A 456-nucleotide genomic window follows, 5' to 3' on the forward strand; every position below is an offset into this window, starting at 1 on the left:
CACATCCCGAGGCGCCATGCCGAGCCGCGACATGCCGCTGTCGACCTGGATCGCGGCCTGCAGTTTTCGGCCGGCGCGGCGAGCCGTCACACGCCAAGCCGCCAGTTGCTCGGGGCTGTTGATAACAGCGCAAAGGTTTGCTGCCACGGCGTCCGGCTCGGCACCGGGCGGAATGCCGTTCAACACGAAAATGGCAGGGCCCGGCCCAAGCGAGTGGCGCAGGGCGACGCCTTCGCCCAGAAGCGCAACGAAGAAGATATCGCAGCCGTCGCGCAGCAGCGCCGCCGCGACCTGGCCGGCGCCCACGCCGTAGCCGTCCGCCTTGAGCACCCCAGCGCAGGCAACATCGCCCAACCGCGCCTTCAGCCGCCGGTAGTTTTCACGGATTGCACCGAGATCGATGGTGAGGATGGCCCCAGCCGCCACTTCGCTTGTGGCGGTGACCTCTTCTTGGGG

General features: G+C 68.2%; 1 protein-coding gene. It reads right to left on the bottom strand.

Annotated elements, in window-relative coordinates; all coding sequences use genetic code 11:
• Positions 1-426: alanine racemase (locus EN906_RS36870; protein WP_245484425.1), on the bottom strand; the 426-nt coding region annotated here is incomplete at its 3' end.
• Positions 427-456: the final 30 nt, after the last annotated feature.

Origin of the sequence: Mesorhizobium sp. M7A.F.Ca.CA.004.06.1.1 (assembly GCF_003999135.1) — a bacterium.
Classification (GTDB): Bacteria; Pseudomonadota; Alphaproteobacteria; order Rhizobiales; family Rhizobiaceae; genus Mesorhizobium.